This window comes from Capillibacterium thermochitinicola (genome assembly GCF_013664685.1).
Lineage (GTDB): Bacteria > Bacillota > UBA4882 > UBA10575 > UBA10575 > Capillibacterium > Capillibacterium thermochitinicola.
In genome coordinates this window covers 163,886-185,177 of record NZ_JAAKDE010000004.1, presented here as the reverse complement: position 1 = coordinate 185,177, position 21,292 = coordinate 163,886, and the positions used below count along the sequence as shown (strand labels likewise).

Sequence of the window (21,292 nt, the reverse complement as noted above, 5' to 3'; positions counted from 1 at the left end):
CGGCGAAAAGGAGGTTGTTGTCAATGGATTTTTACGGCGAGCGAAGTTATTGGAACCGGAATCGCTCGAACCGGGTGGTGATCATCGGGGCCGGCATGGTGGGCTCCACTTATGCTTATGCCCTGCTCATTAGCGGCTTGGTTTCGGAGATCATTGTCATTGACCTGAACGAAGAGCGTCTCATGGGCGAAGTAATGGATCTCAACCATGGGGTCCCCTTTGTTCGCCCGGTGATTGTCCGCGCCGGGGATTACGGGGATTGCCGGGATGCCGACTTGGTGGTCATCACGGCCGGAGCGGCCCAGAAAGTAGGGGAAACCCGTCTCGACTTGGTCCACCGGAACGTGCTAATCTTCCAGGATATCGTCCCCAAAGTGGTGGCCAGCGGGACGCATGCGCCGATCTTGGTGGCGACCAACCCGGTGGATGTGATGACCTATGTGACGCTAAAATTGTCCGGATTGCCCAAGGACAAAGTGATCGGGTCGGGGACGGTTTTGGATACGGCCCGCTTCCGTTACCTCCTCAGCGAGCACTGCCAGATCAGCCCGGTGAACGTCCATGCCTATATCCTGGGGGAACACGGTGACAGCGAAGTACCCATCTGGAGTCTGGCGAACATTGCCGGTCTCCGCTTTACTGAATACTGCCCGGTATGCGGGAAAAACTGCGGGCCGTTAGCCAAAGAGGAAATCTTCGAAGAGGTTAAAAATGCCGCCTATAAGATCATAAAGGGGAAAGGGGCCACCTATTATGCGATTGGGCTTGGGTTGGTCCGGATCACCGAAAGCATTCTCCGGAATGAATACTCAGTGCTCACCGTCTCTTCCCTGCTGGAAGGGGAGCATGGGATCTATGATGTCTGTTTGAGCATCCCCACGGTTGTTGCCCGGGATGGGATTAAAAAGCGGATTATGCTCAATCTGTCGCCGGAGGAAGAACGAAAGCTGAAGAACTCTGCGGACGTAATTAAACGGGTCCTGCGGGAGATTAAGTTTGTGCAAGATTGACCGGACCAAGGGTTGGACCAAGCGGGGAAGAGAAAGGCGAATGTCCAGTGCCGGTTGAGGGGAGGCTGAGGATGAAGGAAGTTGAGATCTATACCGATGGGGCTTGCAGCGGCAATCCGGGCCCCGGCGGATGGGGGGCCGTCCTCCTCTACCAAGGACAGCGGAAAGAACTGTCCGGCGGGGAAAAGGAGACCACCAACCAACGGATGGAATTAAAGGCGGCGATTGAGGCTTTGTCTTGCCTTAAATATCCCTGCCGGGTAAAACTGTATTCCGACAGCGCCTATCTGGTGAATGCTTTTCAGCAAAACTGGTTCCGGAATTGGGAGAAGAACGGCTGGATGACCGCGAAAAAAACCCCGGTGGAAAACAAGGATCTCTGGCAGGAACTTTTGGCGCTCAGCCGGAAACACCAAATTGAATGGATTAAGGTCAAAGGGCATGCGGATTCGGTTGAGAACAACCGTTGTGATGAGCTGGCCAGGGCGGCAATTAAGGAACTTACCTAGCAGCTAGCGCGGTGTCTTACACCGCGCTTTGCGCGTCTTTATATTGCCGGATTTGGCGGTAGAGGATGCGGGCGACGATACAGAAGGGAACGGCAAAGAGCGCACCAAGGAAACCGAAGACCGTCACAAAAGCCATTACGAAGAAGATAACAATTAAAGGATGGATCTTTAACCTGCTCCCGTGGAGCCGGGGCGCAATGAGGTTGCTTTCCAACTGGTTCACCACAATCAGGACGAGCACGACCTTAAAGGCCTGGGCAAAGCTGGTGGTAATCCCGATTAAAACGGCGGGTAAAGCCCCGAGTATAGCACCGATGAACGGAATAAATGCAGTTACCGTAATTGTCAGCGCCAAAATCAATGCGTTGGGAAGCCCAATAATGAGGTAGCCAACCAGCGCCAGACTTCCTTCAATCAAGGCCACGATCAGTTGGCCGGAAATATACCGGGCAAGGGTCTGGTCAACTTCGTCCAGGATTGTTCTGCCCAGTGTTCTCAGTTTTGCGGGCAAAAGGCTAAGCAACCCGTGGTAAATCGCGTGGTCGTCCTTGAGGAAATAATAGACGATCACCGGGATGAGAATAATAACCGTTCCGGTGCTGGTAATTTTCGAAAAAAAGCCAAAGAAGTTATTCTGAATCACCGTTAGTAACCGGGTGACGAAAGCGGCGAGTTTCTCTTCGATCTTATACTTCTCGAAATAGTGGGCAAGTAACTCGTTATCGGCATTACGCAGGCTGTTGCGGATGGAAGTATAATAGTTCGAGAACAAATGGGTAAGGTCCTTAACCTGTTTTTGAATTATACTGCCGCCAAAGTAACTAACGGTGATGATGATCACGGCAAGCAGCAAGAAAGTGATGAGGATGGCCAAAACTTTATAGCGCAGATACTTCATTAAAAAGCGGACGATCGGGCGCAAAAGGTAGTAGAAAAAGATGCTGACCAGTAAGGGTGTTAACAAGACAGCGATCACCGAATTAAGCGGATCGTAGATATAATGCACTTGCTTCCAGAGGTAGAGAATCAAGAGAACCAGAAGGATCGAAAAGGCGATTTTAAAAAACTTATTGTCGAACATAGCCATCGCTTGATCTTCCTTTCGCCGCGGTAGGTTCTATTTCCACAAAGAAGGGTTAAATCCTTTCTGGTGACTGTTTACAATTTGATTTCAGTGTTTGGCGGCTTTGCCGGCGGAGGGTTAAAGACAAACGAGCCTGTTGTGAAACAGGCTCGTTTGTTATTATGAGGTTGGTAGTGGGTCACAAGTTTAGATTATTTCCGGAATTTATCCGGAGTGGCCACATCGCCGTAAATGGCTTTGGCCTCTTGCAACCGTTTAATCTGGTTTTCCATTTCGGCGGCAAACGCCGCGGGCAACTTAATATGGCTGAAAGCCTCGGTCATCCGGTCCATTTTCTCCAAGTACTTGGCAATCCGGATCGCGAACTGTTCGTTGTAGTCTTCTTCGGTGTAGTCTGCGTTCAAGTGCTGTTTAAACAGGTTCTTCAGGTCTTCGTACTTGGGAATCCGGCCGACTGGAGTCTCGATTGCATCGTAGTCGCCGTTGACGCGGCCTTCGGCCCAGAGAATCCAGACCAGCTTATCAAGTTTACCGTTGAGGTATTTGCCTTCACTGTTCTTCAAGAAATAGTTGGTGGCGAAGATGGTCGGGACTTCTTTAAGCCCCTCGGCAAATTTGATGTGGTTTTCCAGGTAGGTGGCCAGGGGTACGGAGATAAAGTCTTTATTGGCCATTGGGTCATGGGTCCGTACACCCTCTTTCCCGATGGTAGCAGCGGTCGTCTCCGACTCAACGGTCGCCCCCATGAAGACACCGTGGGCCCAGGAGAGGGACTCACAAATCGGGACCGTCGTATAGGAATCGCGGCCACCGTAGACAATCGCCTTCACCGGGACGCCATTTGGGTCGTTTAAATTGGGGTCAACATTGTCCAGTTCTTCAAGGGCAATGGTGTAGCGGGCGTTTTTATGCGCATAGGGAATTTCTTTCCCGTTTTCATCCTTCTTCCCCTTATACCAATGGCCTGTAAAGTTGATTCCCTCGGCCGGCGGCTCTTTCCCCATACCCAACCAATAGGGCGTGCCGTCGTTGACCAGGACGTTGGAGAAGATAACCTCCCGCGGGGTGGTGAGGGCTTCGTAGATCAACGGGTCATCATTGGGGTTGACATTTTCAATAATGCCAAAGATTCCTTTCTCGACGTTAACCGCCCGGATTTCCCCGTTGATTTTACGGAAATAGGCGATGTCGTCGCCCACAATGCTCTGCCCCGGCAGCATCGCGGTACTGGTTTTCCCGCAGGCGCTGGGGAAGGCTCCGGCAAAATAGGTGGTGCGGCCTGGTTTCCCGTGAACACCCATGAGGAACATGTGCTCGGCCAGCCAGCCTTCCCGTTGCGCTTTTTGGATGGCCAGGCGGAAGGCCAGTTTCTTCAGGCCGACGCTGTTACCGGCGTACTGGTTGTTCACCGTGTACACCCGGTTTTCTTCCAGGTCGATGTAGATCCGGCGTTTATCGATGTCGGCGGTTACGTTGTCGACCAGGCGTCCCGCCGAGTGCAGGAAATAGAAGAAATCATCGGAACCGTTCAAGCGTTTAAACTCTTCATAACCGCTGCGGTAGAGGATCTTTTCGCTATGGACAACGTAGGCCGAATCGGTGATCTGCATTGCCCTTAGCGAAAAGGGGGAATTGGTCGGGCCGAGGGAGAAGAAGGCGATCAGCATCTCCTTGCCTTCCATGATACCGTCGATGATGGAAAGAATCTCGGGTAAGCCCTCGTCCTTAAGGATATAGTTAACGTCAAGACCCCAATCTACCTTTTTGGACACCAGATATCTGGTATGTTGTTTATCCCGGCCTTGGTCTTTTGGGCTGTCAAAATGGATGGTGTGGCCTTTTAATTTTAATGGGGTTTCTTCCCGGTTTTTAATGGCCAGTTCCCGGATGTAATTGGTATCTTCCTCGGAGTCGGTGATCACGGTGACCTTCGCCGGGCGGCAGATTTTAATCGCTTCCTCCACATAAGCCATGACCTTCGGGTTGTTTAGGGCTTCAAGTTTAGCTCGACTGACGTTGTCCAACATGAATAATCCTCCTTACTTTATAGTATTGGTCTCCGCGTCTTGTCGATAGACGACAGAAAATAAGGAGAACTCGGGAGATAATACCATTACTATAACTATTAGTTGGACGATTCCTAAAAAAATCGAATTCTCCTCATATTAACTGATAATAACACTTTAGCACAACTATTGTCGAAAAAAAAATCCTTTCGGTTTGAACATTGCGTAAATATCTTGTATACCTTATACAGGAGATACAATTCTGCGGAAAAGGGTTTGCAATCTGCCCTTGACGCGGGCGGGTAGAAGTGCTATAATAACCAATGCGATTATTCACTGGGGGATCGTCTAGTGGTAGGACGACGGGTTCTGGCCCCGTTAGCGAGGGTTCGAGTCCTTCTCCCCCAGCCATCTTTGGTCCCATCGTCTAGCGGCCTAGGACACCGCCCTCTCACGGCGGAGACACGGGTTCGATTCCCGTTGGGACTACCATCTTAAAAAATGATGAAAGAGGCTTTTACAAAGCCTCTTTTTTTATTCTGCGCCCAGTCATGGCAAAATCCAACGGTGAAGGTCGGCCTGTTTTGAAAACGACCCCAATCTGGTGATGATCCATGCCCCGGCTTTAGCGGAGGATTTTTTTAACCTCCGGACGGGTTTGGCCGGAAGTGTCTTGCAAAAGTTTATCAATTACCGGATAAAAGTGGCGCTTGTCCTGCCGGATCAGCAAAAAGTGAAGGGTAAATTCGGGGAATTTATCACCGAGGCCAATAAAGGAAACAGTTTTAAAGTATTTAACAATAAAGATGAAGCTGAAAACTGGATTTTAAACATAGGACTATTGCACAACACAGTCGGCTTCGCAGGCGAATAGTCTTTTTATGGTACCTATGCCTGTAGCTTTGGAGAGAATATGGGATCATTATACAGCGACGGCCTGAAGGATGAAATTTATATTTGGGGTAAGAATTAGTATTGGCGGGTGTGCGTTAGGATTTTGTCTTGACACTGGTATTCACTTCGCAGTACTCTAAAATTGTAGAGAAACACCCTATACGAAACGTCAAGAACTTGCGGTGTTATTATTTTTTTGGAGATGGATGATGGCCCTTCATTATTTAAACTATTGAAAAGAAAAGTGAGGTGAAAAGGATGGACGCTGACAGTAGTAATGGCACAACTTTAGGCCGAAGCCGGCGTGTGTGGACCTTTGCTACCGCAGCGTCCACTTTTCGCTGAGGCTTCAGCCGTATTGTGTCTTACTCCTGTTCTCGTAGGGTACCGTATAACCGATCTCATTTAGCATCTGCAGAAAGGAGAAAAGACCAATGGCGGAAGTTTATACCAACTTAAAGAAAACCGTTCTTACGCTGATTGAGGAGAAAAGTTTCCAGCGTTTACGGGATATTTTAATCACCATGCCCCCGGCGGACATCGCCGCGCTCTTTAGCGAACTGTCGGAAAAAAGCCTGCCTTTGGTTTTCCGGTTATTGCCGAAAGATTTGGCCGCCGAGACCTTCGTCGAAATGGACAGCGACTTGCAACATCATTTGATCCAAGGCTTTTCCGATGCCGAGCTTCAGGCGGTGGTCAACGAGCTTTACGTGGATGATGCGGCGGCGCTCATTGAGGAGATGCCCGCCAATGTGGTTAAACGCATTCTTAGACAAGCCGACCCGGAAACCCGCCGGCAAATTAATGAGATCCTGAAGTACCCGGAAGATTCGGCCGGGAGCATTATGACCACGGAGTTTGTCAGTCTCCGTGCCCATATGACGGTTGCCGATGCGATCAAGCGGATCCGGCAGTTAGGGGTGGACAGCGAGACCATTAATGCTTGCTATGTGACGGATGACGGCCGGCGTCTGATTGGGGTTGTCTCTATCCGCACGCTTATTTTGGCTAACGAGAATGACCGGATTGAAAAGATCATGAACCGGTATGTGGTGTCGGTGCGGACCACGGAGGACCAGGAAACGGTGGCGAAGATGTTTGCCAAGTATGATCTAACCGTGCTCCCGGTCGTCGATGGTGAGGGGCGGTTGGTTGGGATTGTTACTGTTGACGATGCCATCGACGTCCTGCAGGAAGAGACCACCGAGGACTTTGAAAAGATGGCGGCGATTACGCCAACCGACCGGCCGTATTTGAAAACTTCAGTCCTGGAGATCTGGAAAAGCCGTATTCCCTGGCTTTTGGTTTTGATGATCTCGGCCACTTTTACCGGATTGATTATTAGTCATTTTGAAGATGCTTTGAAGACTTATGTTTTGTTGACGGCCTATATTCCCATGCTGATGGATACCGGCGGTAATTCGGGCAGCCAGGCGTCGGTCACGGTGATCCGCGGTCTTTCCTTGAATGAGTTGGAGTTTCGTGATCTTTTCCGGATTGTTTGGAAGGAGTTTCAGGTTGCTATTTTGGCCGGTGCGACTCTGGCGGCGATCAACTTTGTCAAACTCATGTTCTTTGACCAGGTTACCCTGTTGGTGGCTTTTGTCATCTGTTTGACCTTGTTCTTGACGGTCTGTGTGGCGAAGTTGACCGGGTGTATCTTCCCCATGCTGGCGCAAAAGGCGGGCTTTGATCCGGTGGTGATGGCCAGCCCCTTCATCACGACGATCGTCGATGCGCTGTCTTTGCTGATTTATTTCCGGATCGCCACTATGATACTGGGAATATGATGTAATAGGTACGACGAAACGCAGGTATTTTTGTTGCGGGATTAAAAATGAATTGAGAACGCGCCGGTTCAACCGGCGCGTTTTTTTATGCCAGGTGGGTTTAAACCACCGCCCGGATATAGCCGTTTCTTTTGGCACTGCTCCCATAGAAGCCCGGCGAGGATTGCCCGGATTTGCTTAAGAACCGGGGTAGGATGATGGACGAGGTTATCGATTTCCAGCGGATCGCGGTTTAAATTATACATTTCATATTGGTCCGGGATCGCTTTGCCGTTTGGCGGATCAATTTGACAACCGGGGTTGAAGGTTTCGACGACTGGGCCCCGGTATGGAAACTGCTCGGGGCGGCCGGGGACGGTCTGAAATTGCGGGTTGGCAAAGTAACGGGAGTATTTCCAAATTTCCTTGGTTCCACCTTGGCCGGTTGGCGAGGCGCGCGAAATTGCACCAAAGATGGCAATATCATGGGGATTTACAAAGGAGGAGACGATAAACCAGGGTTTTACCGGGTGTCCTGTTTTTTTACGGTACTCTAGATCCAATTCTCTAATCAAAGCGACGGTCTGCTCGGCGTAAACCACATCGCGGCCGCTGACGCCATTTGCGGCGGAAGAGCCGGAATTTCTGGGGTTTGCACCGTGGGGTTCGGGGCCGACCCAGCTGCTAAAGCCAAAAGCATTAAGAACATCGGCCCTCAGATATCGTTCCTCTTCTGCGGGGATTGGCACACCGTTATCCGGATTGTAAGTGAGGTAGGCGGTCTTGGTCCCGGGGATGAGAATATCGGCGGCGGAAGCATGCCATTTGCCTTTCCAATAGGTTTGGTAACCTGCGGCGCGGAAATAATCGCCCATGGTCGGAACCGTATTGGGATCCAACCAGAAGATGTCCGGATCATAGGCTCCTTTGGCCGCACCGTCGGTCTGGGTCACGCCGTGGAGAGACGGGTATTGTCCAGTGTAAATTGTAGCCCGGCTAGGGCAACAGGCGGTGCTTCCCGTATAGTGGTTTTTAAATGTGAAGCCATTTTCCGCCAATATATTCTGGGCTTTCAGATGTTTTTTGCGCCAAATTCTTAATTCTTCGTTTTCATAGACGGGTGGATAACGCTGCTGATCGACCATAATAAGGAGAATATTGGGCTTTGTGGAAAAGACGTGTTTTGTCTTCGGGGATCCGGCGAGTTGATTCGGCATTGGTCTCACCTCCCTAATAGGGTATGCGCCGCCAGGTGGGATTGGCAGCGGGTAATTGGGAGATAATGAATGAAGAAGAATCGGCAATATTTTGCTTAAAAAGACGAAAACAGAAAGGGGAACAAGTTTGGCCGGGAGAAATTGTTTTCCATCTTAGTATTTTGGAGGGATCATCGATGCAAGACGGAAAGACCCTGAGTAATTTGATGGCCGCCTTTGCCGGGGAAGCCCAGGCCAACCGGAAGTACCTTGCTTACGCCAAAAAGGCGGAGGCGGAGGGAAAGCATAACGTGGCCAAACTCTTCCGGGTAACCGCCGAGGCGGAAACGATTCACGCCTTAAAAGAGTTTGAGCTGGCAGGGAAGCTTGGTTCGACCAGCGAAAACTTGGAGGCGGCGATTGCCGGAGAAACTCACGAGTTTAAGGAGATGTACCCGGAATTCTTAAAATTGGCCGAGGAAGAAGGGAATAAAGCGGCGGCCAGGGCTTTTAAATTCGCCCTGGAAGCGGAAAAGGTCCATGCCAGACTCTTCCAGGAAGCGCTGGAGAATTTGGAAGAGACGGAAGAGGTCTTTTATTATCTCTGTCCGGTCTGCGGTAATATCGAAAAATCCGTACCGGACAAGTGCGCCATCTGTCAATTACCGGGTGAAAAGTTTATTAAGTATTGAAGAAGAGGTCATCTGAGGGCATGATGAAGCGCCGGATTAACCGGCGCTTTTGGTCAGTTCGGCTTGTTTTGATTTCATTGAAACAATATTTTAAAAAAGATTGGCAAAGAAAGAGGAATTCGGAGAGCCGAACAATAATACTATACTTAATCCATAACCAGAAAGGATGGGGATGTAATGGCAAAATATAACTGTTTGTTCTGTGACTTTGTCTATGATGAAGAGGCCGGTTATCCTGACGACGGTATTGCGCCGGGGACCAAGTGGGAGGATGTGCCTGAAGATTGGACCTGTCCCGTATGTGGCGCCGGTAAAGAGGAATTTGAGCTTGCCGAATAATCTACCGCGGGGAGCTCAAGGCAGGTGCTGACCCAACAAGCTGGGGGCACGGCCAAAGGGCGAAAACCGGGTCTGCTTTACTTGCCAAGGCAGACAGGCAGCGTGCGATAGTAATAAGCGACGAAAGTTAGTGCTTGGGTGTAATAGGCGTGGAAGAGGGGGTTAACGCTATGAAGTAACCCCCTTTGTTATTGTCCTCACAGGCTCCGGTGGACGGCGGCGGCCACCGCTTTTAGTTCTTCAACCAAGAAGGCAAATTTATCCGGCCGGAGGGACTGGGGTCCATCACACAAAGCCCGGGCCGGATCATCATGGACTTCAATGAGCAGCCCGTCCGCACCTGCCGCCACCGCCGCTTTCGAGAGCGCATCGACATATTTCCATGATCCCGTGGCATGGCTGGGATCCACAATAACGGGAAGGTGGGACAGTTCTTGGACGACCGGAATGGCGCTGATATCAATGGTATTTCTGGTGGCTGTTTCGAAGGTGCGGATCCCTCTTTCACAGAGAATTATATGGGGATTACCGGAAGACATGATGTACTCGGCCGCCATCAACCACTCCTCAATGGTGGCCGCCAGTCCCCTCTTCAGTAAAATCGGTTTACCGCTGGCTCCTGCTTCTTTGAGCAGGCGGAAATTCTGCATATTTCTGGCCCCGATTTGCAGGATGTCAGCGTACTCGGCGACTTTTTCCACATCACGGGTATCTACCACTTCGGTGACGATCTTCAGTCCTGTTTCCCGGCGGGCGAGGGCCAACATTTTGAGCCCTTCTTCTTCGAGCCCTTGGAAGGAATAGGGGGAAGTACGGGGCTTATAGGCACCGCCGCGGAGGATTTTAGCGCCGGCGGCTTTTACTTTCCGGGCGGTTTCATAAAAGATCTGTTCGTTTTCGACGGCGCAAGGCCCGGCCATGATGACGATTTCCCGGCCGCCGATGGTTAGATCATCGATTTGGATGGTGGTTTTGGTTTGTTTCAGTTCTTTGCTGGCCAGTTTGTAGGGCTTCATGATCGGCACAATGCCTTCCACCCCTGGCATGTCGGTGATTAATTGCGGGTTGAGTAATCTTTTGTCCCCAATCGCTCCGATGACGGTCTTTATTTCGCCGTAAATGGGATGGGTTTTAAAGCCCAGCTGGATCAGAACCTCTTCGACCTGTCGGACTTGCTCTTTGGTTGCTCCTGTTTGCATGACAACGATCATTTTTTGGTCCCTCCTTGCGATCCCACTATCCTTCTTACTTAAAGAAAAAACTCCTCACCCCGGATTGGGACGAGGAGATTATTATCCACGCGGTACCACCCAAATTGAATCCTGCTCAGGAAACCACTCTCAAGCATACGGGAAAAATTGCCGGCTTCGGCCTTTTTCCGATATGCCCTCCTTTGATAACGGTCGGAGAAACCCGGCGCAGCCTAATAACATAAGTTTTTGCGTTCAGCCTGCGGCTCCAGGGAGAACTTCGGTATAAATCATTTTACCGGCTTCCACCAACCCCGGCTCGCTGGGAAAACTTTTTATACTTACTCTTCCCTTTCCTCGCCTTTGTTTTTGGTCTTTAATATTATTTAGCATATTTAAGTATTACCCAAAATAATAATGGAAACGAGTCGGCTTGTCAATTGGCAATTTGCCCGGTTTCGCCATCCGGTGCTTGGAGCATGTTGGTGTTTTTGGGCTAAAGTCGCCGCGTAACACCAAAGAAAATAAATCTTGACTATCATGTAAATAAAGAGTATAATACTGGATGTAAAAACGTTTACATTAGAGCTAAGAGGTAAACAATGAAATATACAATTCGGGATGTCGCAAAGAAAGCCGGTGTTTCCATCGCCACAGTTTCGCGGGTTTTAAACAATAAGGACCGGGTGAAGGAAGAGACGAGGCAAAAAGTCTTATCAGTGATTGAAGAGTTAAATTACGTAACCAACTTTTCGGCGAAAGCCTTGCGGAAAAACCAGACTGATGTGATCGGGGCTATCGTTCCTGAGATCGCCAACTCTTTTTACGGTGAGATTATTCAGGGGATTGAGAATAAAGCCAATGAGTATGATTTAAGGTTAATTGTCTGTGACGGGGGAGGAAAACTCGAAAAAGAGCTGGACTTTGTCCGTTTCCTCTATGACAAAAGCATTAGCGGCATGATCTTTATTCTCACGTCCTTGTCCGATGACGAACTGGTGAAGATCAAAAAGAGCGGCAAACCGATCATCCTTTTTGGCCGGAACATGCAGGCGTACAACATCCCCTCGATTACGGTGGATAACAAGCGCGGAGCCTATAAAGCCGTTATGCATCTGGTCTCTCATGGTTATAAAAAAATTGCCTACATCAGTGGAGACGAAGCCCCGCACCTGCCGGACCGGAAGGAAAGGTTGGACGGGTACCGGGCGGCTTTACAGGAATGCGGCTATGAAATCAAGCCTGAATACATCGCGGGCGGTCCAACCCAAACGATCAGTACGGTTTTCACGCATTTAATGGAACTGCCGGAACCTCCCGATGCCATTTTCTGTGCCTATGACGAGTTGGCTTTGGGCGTCCTCAAAACAGCGCAACAGATGGGCGTCAAGATTCCGGATGATGTCGCCCTGGTAGGGTTTGACGATCTCCGGATCTGCCAGTACACCAGTCCACCTTTAACGACGGTGAAACAACCAACCTATATGATTGGCAATCTATGTTGCGAAAAGTTGATTTACACCCTCGACCAGAACAATGAAGTCCCCAGTGTTAATCTGGTGATCCCACCCCAATTGATTGTTCGGGAATCATGCGGGTGTTAAAATTTTTAACGTAAAATGTAAACGATTACATTATTATATGTGTCAATAAATATGAATATTCGTGTTATAGCCCATTATTCGATATTAGGTTGTAAACCTTTAGACATAAAAGGAGGTTACATATGAAAACGGCAGGATCCTTTAGCGAGCTCATGGCACCCAAAAGAAGCAAGTTTTGGTCGACCCTCAAAGAGAACCGGTGGTTATACTTGATGATCACTCCGGCGGTCCTGGTCCAGCTGGCCTTTGCTTATCTTCCCATGAGCAAGATGTTGATCGCCTTCCGGAATGTGGATGAGTTTCATCTGCCCTACGGGACAAAATGGGTGGGCTTTCAAAACTTTTATTTTCTCACTGATCCCTATTTCTGGCAGACCCTCCGTAATACAGTGGTAATTGCCGGTCTCAAGCTGTTAATCTGTTTTCCGGCACCGATTATCCTGGCTTTACTCCTGAACGAAGTCCGTCATCCCCGGTTTAAAAAAGTGATCCAAACCATTAGCTATCTTCCCCACTTTATCTCCTGGGTGATCATTGCCAACATTATTGACCGGCTTTTAAATACCAACGCCGGGTTGGTTAATGGGATTATTACCGCTTTGGGCGGCCAGCCGATCCATTTCATGGGCAGTACCACGTGGTTTCTCCCGATTGTCATCATCAGTCACCTATGGAAAGAGGTGGGGTTTTCTTCGATTGTTTATTTAGCGGCGATTACCCAGATCAACCCCGAGTTATACGAGGCGGCGGAGGTTGACGGGGCGGGGAGATTTGCGCAGCTTAGGTACGTTACCCTGCCCGGCATCTACCCAATCATCTCGATGATGCTGGTCTTGTCGATCCCCAATTTAATCAATGCCGGGTTTGACCAGATCTATCTGTTACATAATCCCCTCAACCAGCCGGTCTCCGAGATTCTGGACATTTACATTTTAAAAAGCGGGCTTTCCTATGGCGATTTTGCGAAAGCGGCAGCGATGGGCCTCTGTAACTCGGTTGTTTCTTTATTCCTGATCATCATTGCCAACAAAGGTTCAGGGAAACTTGGCGGTTCAACCATTTGGTAAAAGGAAAGGAGTGAGAAACAAGTGGCACGGGTTAAGTTTCGAAAAGCTTCGTTCGGGGAACGGTTCTTTCGCGTGACCAACTATGTAGTCCTGCTCATCTTTGCGGTAGCGGTAATCCTCCCGTTCTGGTATATAACGGTTATTTCGCTGAACGAAGGGATCGATTTTGCCCGGGGTGGTGTTTATCTGTGGCCCCGCGCTTTCACCTGGGATAATTACCGGGCGGTCTTTTCCGAACTTTCGATTCTGCGTTATTTTCGCAACTCTATTCTCCGCCTCGGGATTCTGACGCCGCTTCATCTTTTGGTAACCACGATGGCGGGGTGGGTGATCTCCCGGCGTAATTTACCCGGGCGGAAGTTCTTTGTCAGTATGTTTGTGGTGGCCATGTTTGTCAATGCCGGGCTGATTCCCTTTTATTTAACCCTGGTGGAACTGAAGTTAATTAACAGGTTTGCGGTTTACGTTTTGCCCTGGCTTTTCAGTTGTTTTGAGTTGATGGTGTATTTGGTCGCCGTCCGCGCGATTCCGGAAAGCTTGATTGAAACGGCCTATTTGGACGGGGCGAATGATTTCCTCATCTACTTTAAAATTGTGGTTCCGCTGACGGCCGCGACCATTGCTACCTTGGGACTGTTTAATGCGGTCTGGGCGTGGGGCGACTGGTTTACCGGTACCTTCTATATCCGCAGTCATGAAAAATGGACGATCGCCACTTATCTGCAGATGGTGTTACAACGGGGGGCATCCCATAGTGTGCGGAGTGCGGCCGAGGCCATGTTGGCGGCGGATCGCACCACCCGTATCACATTTAACGAAGCCTCTCTGCGGGCGGCCACCTTGTTGGTGACGATCCTCCCCATTACCGTGATCTATCCGTTTCTCCAGAAGTATTTTATCCACGGGGTGATGGTCGGGTCGCTCAAGGAATAAGCCTGGTTTCATTGTTTGCGGTTTCTGCTCTCCGGCGCGACGTTTAGGCCCCAGCGTCATGCCGGGCGGAAATAAACTGGTGGGAACAGGTTGTTCCTGCAAAAAAGATAAAAGGAGGAAAAACAATGGGTAAATTTAAGCGTACCAGTATCCTACTGGGGATTTTCTTGATTCTGGTCAGCTTGCTCCCGGTCACCGGTTTGACCAAAGAGCAACCGGTTAAGATTACCATCTATAATTTTGGACAGGCAAACGACCGGTTTGGTCGGGCTTGGGAATTACCCAATAAGAACGGGGCAATGACGCAATGGATCAATAAACACTTTGGCGTCGAAATCTCCTATGAATACGTGCTTGACAACTACAAACAAGACCAGATGACGCTCTGGTCGGCGTCGGGTGAGTACCCCGAATGTTTCGTTTACATAACTCACGCGGCGGTCTACAACTGGGGGCGGAACATTAAATATGCCAACCTCGATAAATACTACAACGATCCGGTGAATTTCCCCCGTCTGTATGAGATTAAGCAAAAGTACGAACGGACGTTGAAACCCTTGATTTGGGACGGTCATATCACCGGTTTCCCGATCCGGATCAACTACAAGGTCGGCCAGGCAAATCCCGACATCAGTTACACGGCCGGTTGGTGGATTCGTGATGATATTTTGGCGGCCTTGGGCGGGAAACGGCCGACGACCTTGGATGAATTTACGGAGATGCTCCGGAAGATCAAAGCGGGTAACTTCAAGGCGCCCAACGGGCAACCGATCATTCCCTTGTTGCTCCCGCCGGCGGACTGGTATTCCCAGTGTATCTTCTTCCAGACCTTTGGTTTGAACTGGATTGGGATGACAAAGGACGGTTGGTATCAGTTCTGGGGCATGACGAAACAAGGTTATCAGGCGATGAAGTATGCGAACCAGCTGTATAATGAAGGGCTGATCGACAAGGAATGGGTGACGCAGACCGAGGAGATCTACCAAGAAAAATTACGGAACGGTTCCGCGGCGGTGATCGTCGGATGGCTCGGATATGATATAATTGAAGACATTAAAGCCGCCGGTTACAACTTTTCCTATACGGCGTTGCCCGTACCGAAAGTCCCCGGTGTTTCCCGGCCGTTCCCCTGGAACGTGCTGCCTGGACCCGACTCCGATTTGGTTCTGTATGTCACCGATAAGGCCACTCCGGAACAGGTGGAGAAGTTAGCCCGGATTGCCGAGTGGGCCTTAAGTCCGGAAGGCGCCCGTTGCCTCTACCTGGGAGCCTCTCCCGACATGATTGAGCTGAAAACCTCCGGACCATACAAGGGGACCTACTGGTTCAAGGATGAATACAAAGAACTGGATTGGTATGTGTACGGGAACACAGGTCCGGCCCGGATTAAACACGGCGTCTTCCCGTTGAACGGCCCGGTTTCGTATACCCGTGAGGAGCTGCAAGTGCCGAATATTTTAAGTCCGGCCGACAAATGGGCGAAGGAGAATTTCGAGTGGATCAGCGCGAACAATAACATTGCCTATATGGGCGACGTTGGACCGGAGTATATTCCCGACGAATTCGCCACCGCCAACAACCGGATTTGGGCAGTTATCCCGCCGATGCTCCACCGGGCTTGCGTGTTGCCTCCGGACCAGTTTGAGCGGGAATACCGGCGGGCGATTGAGGAAGCGAAACGGGTTGGTTTCAAAGAGTTGTGTGCTGACCAGTGGGCCCGGCGCAAAGCCTACATTGAAGCGAATGGTGGTAAAGAAGCTTGCGGTATCCCGGCGGATTACCCCTACGCCGAACTGTTGGATGAGTTTAAATAAAAATCGTCCTATATTTCAGTAAATATTTAACACCAAAGACCCGAAGCAGGCTGGGCATACAGGGGCCGTTGCTTCCTTTACCGAAAGAGAAGAATTAAGAAAAGGAGTTGTCGTTGGAAATGGGCGGTAGTAAAGTTAAAGTGATCAGAACAGCACGTGATACAGGGGAACGTTTTGCGGTTCGCGAAGAGTTACTGCCGGATCAGATGCAACCGGAAAAGAACCCCTTTGTTGCCGTCGATACCGGACAAGAGTTTCAGCAAGTCATCGGTTTTGGGGGTGCTTTTACGGAAGCTTCGGCCTTTCTCTTTGCCCACCTGGCGCCGGATAAACAAGAGGAAGTTCTCCAGGCTTACTTCCATCCGGAACGGGGGATCGGCTATAGCCTCGGGCGGACCCATATGAACAGTTGCGATTTTAGTCTGGGCAGTTATTCTTGTGATGATGTCCGTGGCGATGTCGAGCTCAAATACTTCAATATTGAAAGGGATCGACGGTACATCATCCCCATGATCAAAGCGGCGCTGGCAGTTAAAGGCGGGCCGATCAAAATGCTGATCTCGCCATGGAGTCCGCCGGCTTGGATGAAGACCAACGAGCAGATGTGCCACGGCGGGAAACTGAAAGAAGAGTACCGGGCAACTTGGGCCCTCTTCTATGCCAAATTTATTAAAGCCTACGAAGCAGCCGGGATCCCAATCTGGGCTTTGACGGTACAAAATGAGCCGGCGGCGAAGCAGACCTGGGAGTCCTGTCTCTACACGGCGGAAGAGGAACGGGATTTTGTCCGGGACTATCTTGGTCCGACCCTTGCCCGTGAAGGTCTGGGCGACAAGAAGATCTTCGCTTGGGACCACAACCGGGATTTACTCTACGAGCGGGCCAAGGTGATCCTGGGGGATGAGAAAGCCGCTTCCTATGTTAGTGGGATGGCTTTCCACTGGTACTCGGGGGGTCATTTTGAAGAGGTGCGCAAGACCCACGAGACCTTCCCTGACAAGGAATTGTTGTTTACCGAAGGCTGCATTGAATTGGGCATGAAGCTGGGCCAGTGGGACCGGGGTGAACGTTATGCCCATAATATGATTGGTGATTTTACCAATGGGGCCAATGGTTGGCTGGATTGGAATCTGATCCTGGATCCGGCGGGCGGTCCGAACCACGTGGCGAATTTCTGTGATGCGCCGGTGGTGGCCGACCCCGTTGCCAACCGGGTATATTACCAATCATCCTATTACTATATCGGGCATTTCAGTAAATATGTGAAACCCGGTGCCCGGCGGGTGAACTGCACCTGCACCGACCGGCGCTTGGAAGCAGTGGCTTTTAAAAACCCGGACCAGACCGTGGCGGTCATTGTGTTCAATCCCACGGATGAGGAATGCCGGTTCCAATTGGCCATCAACGGGCAGGCGGGAATGATGTCCAGTCCGTCCCACTCGATCACGACTTACCTGTGGGGCGCATAAAAAATAAGCGCCTTTTCACAACCTCCCTTTTGAGATTGACCCGGCAATTTATCGCCGGGTCAATCTTTACGCATGGGAGATTGAAGATACGGCGTTATTTTTGGGAGAATGGGAACTTGGAGCTATGCAGGGAAAACCATCGGCGGGCACGAACTAAAGTAACAATTTATTAAGATAATAAATTTGGGGGGACGACGGCCTTCTTTTTGGAGGGAGACAGATGATTTTCGAAACGGTCAGACATAAAGTAGTACAACGGTATATGAACTTAAGCATCCGTGATAAAATTTTGCTTCTTAACTTTATCGTGATTATCCTTATCGCCTTAATCATCGGGATCTTTTCTTATCTGGTCTATGCGCGGAATATCATCCAGAAGATCAGCACGGTGAATTTACGTGACACCCGCCAGGTTAAGCAGAAAATTGATACCCTCCAGCAAGAAATCTATGAACTGTCCACCTATCTTTGCTTGTGGGATCAGATCCAAACGGTGCTTAATCTCGATGAGATCGGGGCGATTTCGCTCAATGATCTCAACAAGGCGATGATGCCCCTCTCCGGTTTTTTGGCTTTTAAGGAAGCAATCAGTTTCATCAGTATCTACGGGGAGAACGGGCTGGAGTACTACACCAGCAAGGACGGGAGCGCCGGCATCGGTCCCCTCAGCCGGATCAAAGAAGAACCAATTTACCGGGAGGCGGTTGCCCGTAAAGGGGGGCCGCTCTGGGTTACTTTAACCGGGGGTCACCAGCCTTTCATCAAAGACAACCGGAATCCGAAGATTGCCATGTTCCGTAGTCTGCTTGATCTGAATAGACTGGAGCCCCACGGTTTATTGATGGTCTGTATTAACCTGGGTTTTTTGGAGGAATTGTTGCGGAAGAACTTGGATTATCCGGAAAGCAGCATCCTTATAATCAATGAAGACCAGGAGATTATCGCGGCGGTTTCGGCGGGGAATCCCTGGCCGCGGTGGACGGATTTGGGGGAGGTCCTTCCGTCCTATTTGTCCGCCATGGAAGGCGAGCATATTGTGGCGCTCAAACACGATCAACTTCTCCTGACGTATAGTACTTTGGCCCAGAACAACTGGAAAGTGGTTTATCTGGTTCCGACCAGAATTGTTTTACAAGCCGTCAAGACGATCTTGCTGCTCACCATCGTGGTGATCTTCCTTTGTTTACTGATTGGCTTTGTCCTGTCGGTTTGGACCTCTTCCCTGGTGACGAAGCCAATCAGTAAATTACTCTCTTCGATGCAACGGGTGAAGGCGGGGAATTTCCAAGAAAAAGTGGACTTTCTTTATGAGGATGAGATTGGCCGGCTCGGTGCCCAGTATAATGCAATGATCGATCATATTCACCAGTTGATTAACCGGGTTTTTAAACTCCAACTGAAGCAGAAGGAAGCGGAGTTAAGGGCGTTACAGGCCCAGATTAACCCGCATTTTCTTTATAACACCCTGGATACGATCTATTGGAAAGCCCAGAAGGCAGGCGCGGAAGAGATCGGGGAGATGATCTATGCCTTGGCGGTGCTTTTCCGTTTAACACTCAACCGGGGAGAGGATTTCATCTCGGTTGAGAATGAGAAGCGCCTAATCGAACATTACATTCTTTTACAGAAAAAACGCTTCAATGATAAACTGGCCTATGAAATTGACTTTGAAGAAAAGATCCTGAACTACATGATCCCCAAACTCATTCTCCAACCTTTTGTCGAAAACGCCGTGATTCACGGTGCGGAAAAGAAGGAAGGCAAGACCCTGATTACGGTCCGGGGTTATTATCAGGCGGGCCGGCTTTGTTTTGTCATCGCCGACAATGGGGCCGGGATGGCGGAGGAGGTTTTGGCCTGGCTGCAGGAGGGTCGCCCCTGCCACAAAACTGGCAATGGCGGCTATGCCATTCATAATGTCCGGGAGCGGCTTGAGTTATATTATCCGGACCGCTATCAACTGTTGATCGACAGTAAAGAAGGGGCCGGGACGAAAGTGGAGTTGATGATTCCGGCCGGCGAAAAAGGGGTGAGTTGATGTACAAGGTCGTGATTATCGATGATGAACAAGAGCAAGTGGAAGGGATTAAAAACGTCATTGACTGGGAGCGGTATGAACTGGCGATCGCGGGAACGGCGGATAATGGTGTTAAAGGACTGGAATTAATCGAGAGGACTTTACCGGAGATTGCGATTGTCGATATAAAAATGCCGCTCATGAGCGGCCTCGAGATGTTGGAAGAAGTAAGGAAGCGGGGGATTAAGCTGCAAAGTATCATCCTCAGCGGTTATGATGACTTTTATTTTGCCCAAAAGGCGATTACGCTGCAGACCAGTAACTATCTGTTAAAACCGTGCCGTCCGGAACAGATCCTGCAAAGCGTCTTAAAAGCAAAGAATCTCATCGTCGAAGAACGGAGGAAAAGTGCGGTTTTAAAAGATTACCAAGACTTAATCCGGGAGAATCTGCCCGTCCTGAAAGAGAAATTTCTGACCGATCTGCTCAAAGGAAACCTCAGTGACCAGGCGGCGATCGAGCAGAAGATGGTCTGCTACGGGTTGCCCTTTTCCGCTTTAACCTCCGAATATAATGTGGTCCTTTTTAGCTGTCACTGTTGGGCGGCCGGGGAGCAACCGGCTCCGGTGAAAACCGAGGAGTATCTGCTCCTGGCCGTGATGGAGCTGGTCAAGCAAGGGTTGGCCCCGGAACACCGGTGTGAAGTTTTGTACGAGAGGGAATGGGTGATCGCCATCATCGAAATAAGGGACGGGGCTTGCCGGCAGGAGCTTCCCTTACAACTGGAAAAGATTAAGCAGCACATTGAGCAGCTTTATGATTTAAGCATCACCGTCGGGATCGGCGGGCCGGTTTCCTCGTTGGCGCTTATCTGGCGTTCCTATCAGCAGGCCGCCACCGCGGTGGAAACCGGTTTTTTCGCCGGGGATCAGCAGATTATCATGTATGACCCCCAAAGGGCGACCGGCCATAAATATCTCTATCCGTTCCAGGAGGTAAAAAAGGTTCTTCTATCGTTGGAAACCGGGGACGAGGAAGCAGTCCAGGCCGCGGTGGAAAAATTCTTTCAGTCACTGGTCTTGGCCGGAAATCCGGGGAAAAGGGAGATCCAGCAACTCAGCCTGACGTTGGTCAGCAACATCCTCCAGTATTGTTTTGACCAAAACATTGACCTGGAACGGAACGGGACGGATATTTTACAGTTCTTTGACCGGATATTGCAGGCCAATACACTCCAACAATTACAGGAGATCATCGGACTTTTTTTAACCGGGATTGTCCGGCAGTTGGCGGCGGACCGCGAACGCAACAATATTGTGCAGTTTGCCATTGATTATATCAAGGAGAATTACCAAAGCAACATTAATTTGCAGACGATCGCGGAACAAGTCAACTATAGTCCAAGTTATTTGAGTTTCTTGTTTAAACAGGAGACCGGGAAAAATTTTGTCGACTATTTAAACCACTACCGGATTGAACAGGCGAAGAAGCTGTTGCGGGACACCAATGCCAAAAACTATGAGATCGCTTACCAGGTGGGGTATCAGGATGAGAAGTATTTTTATCAAATCTTCAAGAAATACACGGGGCTGACGGCTTCACAGTACCGGGAGAGTTTTCGGTTAAGTAAAAAAAATAGCTAACTTTTTCCAAAGAATCTCTACCTTAATTTAAAAACACTTATGTTACACTAAACTTA

The 21,292-nt window shown here is 49.9% G+C and carries 15 protein-coding genes, 2 tRNA genes, 2 pseudogenes and 1 other annotated feature; of the genes and pseudogenes, 15 read left to right on the top strand and 4 right to left on the bottom strand.

The annotated features are described in order from the left end of the window. Positions 1-23 precede the first annotated feature (23 nt). The gene (locus tag G5B42_RS02945; RefSeq protein ID WP_181338947.1) at positions 24-1,010 is read left to right on the top strand and encodes an L-lactate dehydrogenase; all 987 of its coding nucleotides are present in this window, start codon (positions 24-26) and stop codon (positions 1,008-1,010) included. 71 nt (positions 1,011-1,081) lie between these two features. Continuing rightward, complete coding sequence (rnhA, locus tag G5B42_RS02940) at positions 1,082-1,519, top strand: ribonuclease HI (protein WP_181338946.1); 438 nt, start codon at positions 1,082-1,084, stop codon at positions 1,517-1,519. 16 nt (positions 1,520-1,535) lie between these two features. Here the strand turns inward: rnhA and G5B42_RS02935 are convergent, their stop codons facing one another. Together G5B42_RS02935 and G5B42_RS02930 are read right to left on the bottom strand one after the other, a co-directional pair. Continuing rightward, a complete protein-coding gene (locus G5B42_RS02935) occupies positions 1,536-2,606 on the bottom strand; it encodes an AI-2E family transporter (protein WP_181338945.1) in 1,071 nt (356 codons plus the stop codon). 188 nt (positions 2,607-2,794) lie between these two features. Continuing rightward, positions 2,795-4,630, bottom strand: a complete 1,836-nt coding sequence (locus G5B42_RS02930; protein ID WP_181338944.1) for a phosphoenolpyruvate carboxykinase (GTP) — start codon at positions 4,628-4,630, stop codon at positions 2,795-2,797. A 316-nt stretch (positions 4,631-4,946) separates the two neighbouring features. On the opposite strand from G5B42_RS02930, the gene G5B42_RS02925 reads away from it, so the two are divergent. From G5B42_RS02925 to mgtE, 4 genes and pseudogenes are all read left to right on the top strand, one after another. Beyond that, positions 4,947-5,020: transfer RNA gene (locus G5B42_RS02925), tRNA-Gln, on the top strand. A gap of 5 nt (positions 5,021-5,025) precedes the next feature. Next, positions 5,026-5,101: transfer RNA gene (locus G5B42_RS02920), tRNA-Glu, on the top strand. Positions 5,102-5,198: 97 nt separating this feature from the next. Next, positions 5,199-5,483 (top strand): annotated as a pseudogene (locus G5B42_RS02915) (DUF4180 domain-containing protein); the annotation flags it as partial. Between the two features lie 454 nt (positions 5,484-5,937). Then, positions 5,938-7,293 carry a magnesium transporter gene (mgtE, locus tag G5B42_RS02910; protein ID WP_181338942.1) on the top strand — a complete coding sequence of 452 codons (1,356 nt, stop codon included), beginning with the start codon at positions 5,938-5,940 and terminating at the stop codon, positions 7,291-7,293. A 425-nt stretch (positions 7,294-7,718) separates the two neighbouring features. Here mgtE and G5B42_RS02905 read toward each other — a convergent pair. Then, positions 7,719-8,489: pseudogene (locus G5B42_RS02905) on the bottom strand (sulfatase-like hydrolase/transferase); the annotation flags it as partial. Between the two features lie 176 nt (positions 8,490-8,665). Here G5B42_RS02905 and G5B42_RS02900 point away from each other — a divergent pair. Beyond that, positions 8,666-9,160 carry a rubrerythrin family protein gene (locus tag G5B42_RS02900; RefSeq protein WP_181338940.1) on the top strand — a complete coding sequence of 165 codons (495 nt, stop codon included), beginning with the start codon at positions 8,666-8,668 and terminating at the stop codon, positions 9,158-9,160. A 177-nt stretch (positions 9,161-9,337) separates the two neighbouring features. Beyond that, complete coding sequence (locus G5B42_RS02895; RefSeq protein WP_181338939.1) at positions 9,338-9,499, top strand: rubredoxin; 162 nt, start codon at positions 9,338-9,340, stop codon at positions 9,497-9,499. Between the two features lie 197 nt (positions 9,500-9,696). On the opposite strand, the gene aroF is transcribed toward G5B42_RS02895, so the two are convergent. Further along, positions 9,697-10,710, bottom strand: a complete 1,014-nt coding sequence (gene aroF / locus G5B42_RS02890; RefSeq protein ID WP_181338938.1) for a 3-deoxy-7-phosphoheptulonate synthase — start codon at positions 10,708-10,710, stop codon at positions 9,697-9,699. Between the two features lie 62 nt (positions 10,711-10,772). Then, positions 10,773-11,056: a binding site (T-box leader), on the bottom strand. A gap of 235 nt (positions 11,057-11,291) precedes the next feature. On the opposite strand from aroF, the gene G5B42_RS02885 reads away from it, so the two are divergent. From G5B42_RS02885 to G5B42_RS02855, 7 genes are all read left to right on the top strand, one after another. After that, positions 11,292-12,293: a LacI family DNA-binding transcriptional regulator gene (locus G5B42_RS02885; protein ID WP_181338937.1), complete on the top strand. Its 1,002-nt coding sequence runs from the start codon at positions 11,292-11,294 to the stop codon at positions 12,291-12,293. Positions 12,294-12,415: 122 nt separating this feature from the next. Then, positions 12,416-13,360 (top strand): ABC transporter permease, encoded by a 945-nt coding sequence (locus G5B42_RS02880; RefSeq protein WP_181338936.1) that lies wholly within the window; start codon positions 12,416-12,418, stop codon positions 13,358-13,360. Between the two features lie 21 nt (positions 13,361-13,381). Further along, positions 13,382-14,293 (top strand): carbohydrate ABC transporter permease, encoded by a 912-nt coding sequence (locus tag G5B42_RS11790; RefSeq protein WP_181338935.1) that lies wholly within the window; start codon positions 13,382-13,384, stop codon positions 14,291-14,293. A 125-nt stretch (positions 14,294-14,418) separates the two neighbouring features. Continuing rightward, a complete protein-coding gene (locus tag G5B42_RS02870) occupies positions 14,419-16,107 on the top strand; it encodes a type 2 periplasmic-binding domain-containing protein (RefSeq protein WP_181338934.1) in 1,689 nt (562 codons plus the stop codon). Positions 16,108-16,226: 119 nt separating this feature from the next. Beyond that, positions 16,227-17,576, top strand: coding sequence for a glycoside hydrolase family 30 protein (locus G5B42_RS02865; RefSeq protein WP_231133182.1), 1,350 nt, complete (start codon positions 16,227-16,229; stop codon positions 17,574-17,576). Positions 17,577-17,796: 220 nt separating this feature from the next. Then, a complete protein-coding gene (locus tag G5B42_RS02860) occupies positions 17,797-19,614 on the top strand; it encodes a cache domain-containing sensor histidine kinase (protein ID WP_181338933.1) in 1,818 nt (605 codons plus the stop codon). Next, positions 19,614-21,236, top strand: coding sequence for a helix-turn-helix domain-containing protein (locus G5B42_RS02855; RefSeq protein ID WP_181338932.1), 1,623 nt, complete (start codon positions 19,614-19,616; stop codon positions 21,234-21,236). Before G5B42_RS02860 ends, G5B42_RS02855 begins: the two co-directional genes overlap by 1 nt. Positions 21,237-21,292: the final 56 nt, after the last annotated feature.